Genomic DNA, 6890 nt, shown 5'->3' with positions numbered 1-6890 from the left:
GGGTTCAGGCTTTGCAACCGCCTCTTCCTGCATCGCGGCGCTGTCAACAACGCTAAGTTTTGCTGAGTTGACAACTGCCGGTGCGGTTTCACCTTTCGCTTCGAGCGCTAACTGCCGTAACGCCTGGCAGATGTACTCAAAACTGTCGGCATCAGGCTCCACTGAGCTTTTATAGGCGTCGAGCTGTTCCTGCATAATATCTTTCGTTTCCAAAAACAGGTTGATAATGTCGGCATTGAGCTGCATCTCGCCACGCCGCACTTCATCCAGCAGGTTTTCCATCAGATGGGTCGTTTCCTGCAAAATGGTAAAGCCGAAGGTGCCCGCCCCGCCTTTAATCGAGTGCGCTGCACGAAAAATGGCATTCAGCTGTTCGGAATCCGGGGCTTCAGGAACCAAATCAAGCAGGTGTTGCTCCATATCAGCCAACAGTTCGTCAGCTTCATCAAAAAATGTCTGATAAAAATCGCTAATATCCATGCTCACGCTATCACCTCGGATTGGCTGGTGGCGATGTGGGAACGCTTACCGGCGGGAGTTCCGCTGGCCGTTGTAAGACACTTACCGGCTCATTCTGGCTTTCAGCGTTTTCATGCAAAATGGCCTCTTCTGCCTGCTTATTGAGAACCAGCAGGCTAATACGGCGGTTGATAGCGTCTTCAGGACCGCGATCGCTCAGACGCATCGTGGCGGCCATACCTACCACACGTAATACTTTTCCATCATCCAGACCGCCGCTAACCAGCTCGCGACGCGATGCATTTGCGCGATCGGCAGACAATTCCCAGTTGCTGTACCCTTTCTCACCATTCGCGTAAGGGTAATCATCCGTGTGACCGGAAAGGCTGATCCGGTTAGGGATCCCGTTGAGCACTGGAGCAATCGCGCGCAGGATATCGCGCATGTACGGCTCAACTTCAGCGCTACCGGTCTTAAACATCGGGCGATTCTGACTGTCGATAATCTGTATCCGCAGCCCTTCCTGAACCAAATCAATCTTTAAATGCGGACGCAGCGCTCGCAGTTTGGGATCGGATTCAATCAGTTGATCGAGATCGCCGCGAAGTTTGCTCAAGCGGCTCTGTTCCATACGTTTTCTCAGGTCATCAATATTCGGCTGCTTGTTCACCTCGCCCTGCTGCTGGGTGTAATCATCCCCGCCGCCTGGAATCGGGCTTTGGCTATTCGAAATACGATTTCCCCCGGTCACTGCGGTGGCCAGCGGTGTACGGAAATATTCGGCAATCTGGATCAATTCTTTAGGGCTGGAAATAGAAATGAGCCACATCACCAGAAAGAAGGCCATCATTGCGGTCATAAAATCGGCGTAGGCGATTTTCCACGAGCCATGCGCCCCACCACCGTGATTCTTATGTTTGCGTCGCTTTACAACGATAATGGGATGGGCCTGATTTTTCATGCGTCCTCGGTCGTCTGTTGCGCAGTTGGATTTCTCACCGCACGAACATGTTCTTCCAGTTCGATAAACGAAGGACGTTCGCTGGAGTACAGTGTCTTACGACCAAATTCAACGGCAATCGGCGGCGCGTAACCATTCAGATTGGAGAGCAGCGTTATCTTCACGCACTGCATCATTTTGGTTGTTTCAGCGCTTTTCTGGCGCAGAACGCTGGCAAGCGGAGAAATAAATCCATAGGCCAGCAAAATACCGAGGAATGTTCCCACCATCGCATGCGCAATCAACGCACCCAGCTCTGCTGCCGGGCGATCGGCAGAAGCCAGCGCATGCACAACACCCATAACGGCCGCGACGATCCCGAATGCCGGTAGTGAGTCGCCAACCATCGCCAGGCTATTCGCCGGAACTTCGGCTTCGCTCTCATGAGTCTCAATTTCTTCGTCCATCAGCGCTTCAATCTCAAACGTATTCATGTTGCCGCTGATGATCAGTCGCAGATAATCGACAATAAAATCAAGCATCACGGCATCCGCAAGAATGCGCGGATAGCTGGCGAAGATTTCACTTTCTTTTGGGTTTTCGATGTCGCGTTCAAGCGAGAACATGCCCTGTTGTCGTGACTTGGCCATCAGGCGATACAAGAGCGCCAGCAGATCCATATACATCGCTTTGGTGTATTTCGAACGACGGAAAAGCAACGGGATCGCTTTCATCGTCCCTTTGATGGCTTTCCCGTTATTGCCGACGATGAATGCCCCAATACCCGCACCACCGATAATCACCAGCTCAGCCGGTTGATAGAGTGCCCCAAGGTGTCCGCCGGTCATCATGTAACCGCCGAAAACTGTACCAATAACAACCAGGTAACCTAATAAGATAAGCACGACATCATCCTTTCGCAATTGACTATGACAGGATGCGCAGTCGGGCAATTAACGTAAGGTCAGGACAAAAAAAAGCAGCGGTAATTGCTTACCGCTGCTGGAGTGTTCATCCACACCGTATCAGTTAAACAGCCTGTTCGATCTGTTCATCCAGCAGTTGTGGAATAATATCGGCAGCATTCTGGGAAAGTTTACGTCTTTTTACGGCCCGTGATGGCGGTTGGCATAAACTACAGGCAAAGCTGCCTGCGGGTTGGTGTGCGTGGGTGATAAAATTCCCACCACAGCAATTGCATTGGGACAACTCCAGCAATCCGCTGTCGACAAATCGCACCAGCGTCCACGCGCGGGTTAACGCCAACAATGGCCCTTCTTCAGGCTGCGGACACTGCTCAAGATATAACCGATACGCCTTGATCACGGCATCCACGCCGCTACAGAGACCCGTTTTGAGCAGGAATTGCCAGGCATTGCAAAACATCGACGCATGAATATTTTGTTCCCACGTCATAAACCAGTCGGTGGAAAACGGGAGCATCCCTTTTGGCGGAGGACTACCGCGTAATTCTTTGTACAGCTTGATTAATCGACCACGGCTTAATTGCGTTTCGCTTTCCAGCATTTGCAAACGGGCGCCCAATGTGATTAATTCCATTGCTAACTGGATATCACGCGCTTCCTGAACAATGCTTTTTTCGCTCATCATCAAGCCCTTTTCTTACGTGCTGCATCATCGATGTCGCTTAACAGGCGTGTTGAAAGCATGATACCAGTATGAATTTGCTGAAGATCGTCAACGCGGGAGTCTTGCGTCAGGCGAGTAACAGTCTGGTGGTCGTCAAAACGGAAATGACATACCAGTTGGTTTGTTTCGGCCAGTTTGACCATTTGAGGAAGTGTTAATGTTGCCAACGTGTCCGCCATTTCCTCGCTGATACCAAGGCGAAACATCGCAGATGCTTTGTCCTGAACGATCAAACGCTGTGCAAGCAATAAATATGACAAATTGATGTCATAGATGTGTTTCAGCAACTCGGATGTATGCATTATTTGCATCCATAATAACCAACATTGTTTTCATGCGGTAAAACCGCACCCCGTGATGTCGCCGGGAAGGCCCGGTAAAAAAAAGCAAAAGGTCAAATACATAGCAGCGTGACGACACTTACGCGTTGTCTAAACATTCCCTTTTAAGAAGGCAGCGTCCCTTACAAGCTCACATCAATTCTTACAAATGTCTAAGATTTTTCCTAATTCGACGCAACTCTACCCGCCGTCAGTTACACATACAACGGAGGTATGCTGCGAATTTAAAGAATATGTGATCAAGATCACATAAACCAGCCAAACACTTAACATAAATCCATCAGCGTAGCTTTTACTTTGCTTATTTTTTAATCCGCCATCATCCATTTCAATTCCTGATGTACGAATATTCTTGCAATAAAAGCGAATAGTATTTTGTTCACATCCGTTAATATCACGCCGTGAAATAGCGAGCTGGATCACATATTTAACTCAAAAAACTTTTTTAATTAAATTCTTTAGAAACAATAAGTTAAATATTTAGAGTGATTAATTAATACCGCGATGTGACGACCTTGCAAATGTTAATATATGTTTAATTTTTATTAACACATTGTTTTCATTAGCGGTGGGTTTCACTTAAGTAACCTGAACATATCTGCAACTAATATGAATCGATTATTCTATTTATAAGAATAATTAATGAATAATCATGATGACATTCACACTATCGAGGCGGGAAACGTTGCAGTATGGGGTAAGCTGAGTAAAGCTGAAAAGCCCTCTCATAATTCTTGAAAAAAAGGAGCGAGTTATGAGCTATTCGCACATTCTTGTTGCTGTTGCCGCCACCCCTGAAAGTCAGCAGTTGTTAGACAAGGCGGTTTCTATCGCTCGCCCTGTCAACGCCCGAATTAGCCTGATTACACTGGTCTCAGACCCCGAACTGTATAACCAGTTTGCTGCCCCCATGCTGGAAGATCTGCGTGAAGTGATGCAAGAAGAGACTCAGGATTTTATCGACAAACTTAGCAAAGAAGCAGAATACCCCATTGAACATACCTTTATTACCTATGGGGCTCTGAATGAACATATCCTGGATGTATGCCGCAAACACGCCGTTGATCTGGTCATTTACGGCAACCATAACCACAGTTTTTTTTCGCGCGCCTCCTGTTCAGCGAAAAGCGTGATTCATACCAGCCAGGTGGACGTTCTTCTGGTTCCGCTAGCTGGAGATTAATCCACAGTGCCACGACTTCATGCGAGTTTAGAACAGGAAGAGATATTGTCTGGCAGTTGGCATTGACTCCGACGCGGCGTGACCGTTTTAAGATCGCAAATGAACGTCGCCTGCCAGTTGTCGATATCGTTTTTAACGATAGTCTCAAGCATTTCCGCGTGGCGCGAGATACGTTCGGTAAGTGGCATCGTCAGCGCCTGGTTTAATGCGCCTGCCACTTCATCCCGGTCATAAGGATTAACAATAAGCGCGGAGGTTAGCTCGTTCGCCGCCCCGGCAAATTGCGATAAAACCAGCACGCCAGGGTTAGCAGGATCCTGTGCGGCCACAAACTCTTTCGCCACCAGGTTCATACCATCGCGCAACGGGGTCACCAACCCTACATCAGAGTAGCGGAAGATCTTCATCAGCAATTTACGATCAAAATACTGGTTCAGATAGTAAAGCGGCGTCCAGCCCAGTTGCCCATATTTGCCGTTGATTCGCCCTGCCTCTGTTTCCAGTTGGTGGCGAATATCCTGATAGGCCTGCACCTCTTCACGCGAGGTCGGTGCTATCTGCGTATAGCGAATTTTACCGTGGTGCTGCGGATAATGTTCCAGTAAGGCCTCATAGGCCTGAAAGCGCTCCGGCAAGCCTTTGGAGTAATCCAGACGCTCCACGGAGAAAATATTCTGCACATTTTTAAGCTCCGCTTTTAGCTGTGCTAATTTTGGTGGCAGCGGACCGGACGCCTGTCGAGCAATCTCATCCGGTTCAATACCGATGGGATAAACCTGAGTACGAAACGCTTTTCCCCATGCCAGGTGCTGCTTATCTTTATGCGTGGTCACCCGAGTCTGGGCTGCGAGACAGTCCAGAAAAGCCTGGCGATCGTTTTCGGTCTGGAAACCAAGCAAATCAAAATCACACATTTGCTCAAGTAGCGCCAGATGCGGCGGGAGCGCATTAAAAATTTCCGGCGTCGGAAAAGGAATATGCAGGAAAAAACCGATGCGATTACGCACGCCACGCTTACGTAACTCGCAGGCAAACGGCAACAGATGGTAATCATGAACCCAAATAATGTCGTCATCGCCAAGCAACGGCAGAAGTTTATCTACCAGTAAGGCATTAACCCGTTGGTAGCCTTCCCAGGCAGAGCGCTGAAACTGAACTAAATCCAGTCGATAGTGAAACGCGGGCCATAAAACCGCATTTGAAAACTGGCAGTAATACTCTTCGTAATCTTGCTCACTCAAATTAAACGAGGCCCAGGTGATATTGCCACGCGTGAGCTTTTTTAACGGTTTATCCTCATTACCTGTATCACCACTCCAGCCAAACCATAAACCACCAGCAGCTTTTAACGCGCCCAGTACACCGACCGCGAGCCCACCCGCGCTCCCTTTGTCATCTGGTGAGGCGATACGATTAGATACTACGACTAAACGACTCATAGCCACCTCTTCTGTTATTCGTTGCTTTCGGTTCTTGCTGCGAAGAGTTATTTTTCTCCAGCCAGTGCCAGACATCCCTGACACCATCCAGACGCCATGTTGCCTGCGTCGGCCCGCTCCCTACCTTTACAGAAATACCGCCAGCGCGGTTAACTACAGCAAACCCTGTTTCATCTGTCAGATCATCACCGAAAAACACAGGGATCCGGCCAGCAAAAGGCGCTTCCTGCATAAATGCAGCTATCGCGTCGCCTTTATTACTGCCCTTAGGCTTTATTTCCACGACACATTTTCCGTGCTGCAGAGCAAGCTGCGGCCATTTGCGCGTGATGCGCTCAGCCAGGGTAACCAGCGCCGCTTCGTGTTCGGGTGCCTGGCGATAATGCAACGCGAAGGCCATACCTTTGGTTTCAAGTGTTGCCCCCGGTAACGTCACCAACGCTGCGTGTAATAACGCCCCGGCTTCACGTTCGATACCTTCAGGCAGGTTTACTATGTGCGTTTGACCATTGATGTCACGGCGTTCTGCCCCATGTACTCCGGCAAGCGGAAAACGAAACGGAGTAGTGAGTGCGTCAAGCTCAACCATTGAGCGCCCTGAAATCAATGCCAGCGCATCCGCATTCTGCGTCGCTAACTGATGTAGACATTGCAGGATTGTCTTCGGGACAACGACCTGGTCGGGAAAGGGTTTAATCTCAGCAAGTGTCCCATCGAGATCAAAAAAGTAAGCACAGTTTACAGATTGTTCAGGGGGTAAAGTCAGTGATGCTGTCACCCGGTTATCCTCCTCATCATGGTCAGAACGCCACGCGGATCGCGGCGTATAGATGATGTATGACGGATATAAGTATAGACAGTGTGACCATGCTCGCCAT

General features: G+C 49.1%; 8 protein-coding genes. 1 reads left to right on the top strand and 7 read right to left on the bottom strand.

Annotated features, from left to right (window positions below):
• The 5 genes from FDW94_RS23890 to flhD form a co-directional block, all read right to left on the bottom strand.
• Positions 1-486, bottom strand: a 486-nt coding sequence (locus FDW94_RS23890; protein WP_249358308.1) for an Hpt domain-containing protein, incomplete at its 3' end; no start/stop codon positions are given.
• A gap of 4 nt (positions 487-490) precedes the next feature.
• Positions 491-1420: a flagellar motor protein MotB gene (gene motB, locus FDW94_RS05320; RefSeq protein ID WP_003034631.1), complete on the bottom strand. Its 930-nt coding sequence runs from the start codon at positions 1418-1420 to the stop codon at positions 491-493.
• Positions 1417-2304 (bottom strand): flagellar motor stator protein MotA, encoded by an 888-nt coding sequence (gene motA, locus FDW94_RS05315; protein ID WP_003034628.1) that lies wholly within the window; start codon positions 2302-2304, stop codon positions 1417-1419. The genes motB and motA overlap by 4 nt, the downstream gene beginning before the upstream one ends.
• A gap of 124 nt (positions 2305-2428) precedes the next feature.
• Positions 2429-3013: a flagellar transcriptional regulator FlhC gene (gene flhC, locus FDW94_RS05310; RefSeq protein WP_008785071.1), complete on the bottom strand. Its 585-nt coding sequence runs from the start codon at positions 3011-3013 to the stop codon at positions 2429-2431.
• Complete coding sequence (flhD, locus tag FDW94_RS05305) at positions 3010-3351, bottom strand: flagellar transcriptional regulator FlhD (protein WP_003034622.1); 342 nt, start codon at positions 3349-3351, stop codon at positions 3010-3012. The genes flhC and flhD overlap by 4 nt, the downstream gene beginning before the upstream one ends.
• Positions 3352-4144: 793 nt before the next feature.
• On the opposite strand from flhD, the gene uspC reads away from it, so the two are divergent.
• Entirely contained in the window at positions 4145-4573 is a 429-nt protein-coding gene (gene uspC / locus FDW94_RS05295) for a universal stress protein UspC (protein ID WP_008785072.1), read from the top strand.
• 17 nt (positions 4574-4590) lie between these two features.
• On the opposite strand, the gene otsA is transcribed toward uspC, so the two are convergent.
• Positions 4591-6012, bottom strand: coding sequence for an alpha,alpha-trehalose-phosphate synthase (gene otsA, locus FDW94_RS05290; RefSeq protein WP_137377251.1), 1422 nt, complete (start codon positions 6010-6012; stop codon positions 4591-4593).
• Positions 5987-6790, bottom strand: coding sequence for a trehalose-phosphatase (gene otsB / locus FDW94_RS05285; protein WP_137377250.1), 804 nt, complete (start codon positions 6788-6790; stop codon positions 5987-5989). The genes otsA and otsB overlap by 26 nt, the downstream gene beginning before the upstream one ends.
• Between the last annotated feature and the right edge of the window lie 100 nt (positions 6791-6890).

Source organism: Citrobacter sp. wls757 (assembly GCF_005280935.1).
Lineage (GTDB): Bacteria > Pseudomonadota > Gammaproteobacteria > Enterobacterales > Enterobacteriaceae > Citrobacter > Citrobacter portucalensis.
The sequence above is the reverse complement of the archived record's forward strand: the minus strand, read 5'-3'. Positions and strand labels throughout refer to the sequence as shown.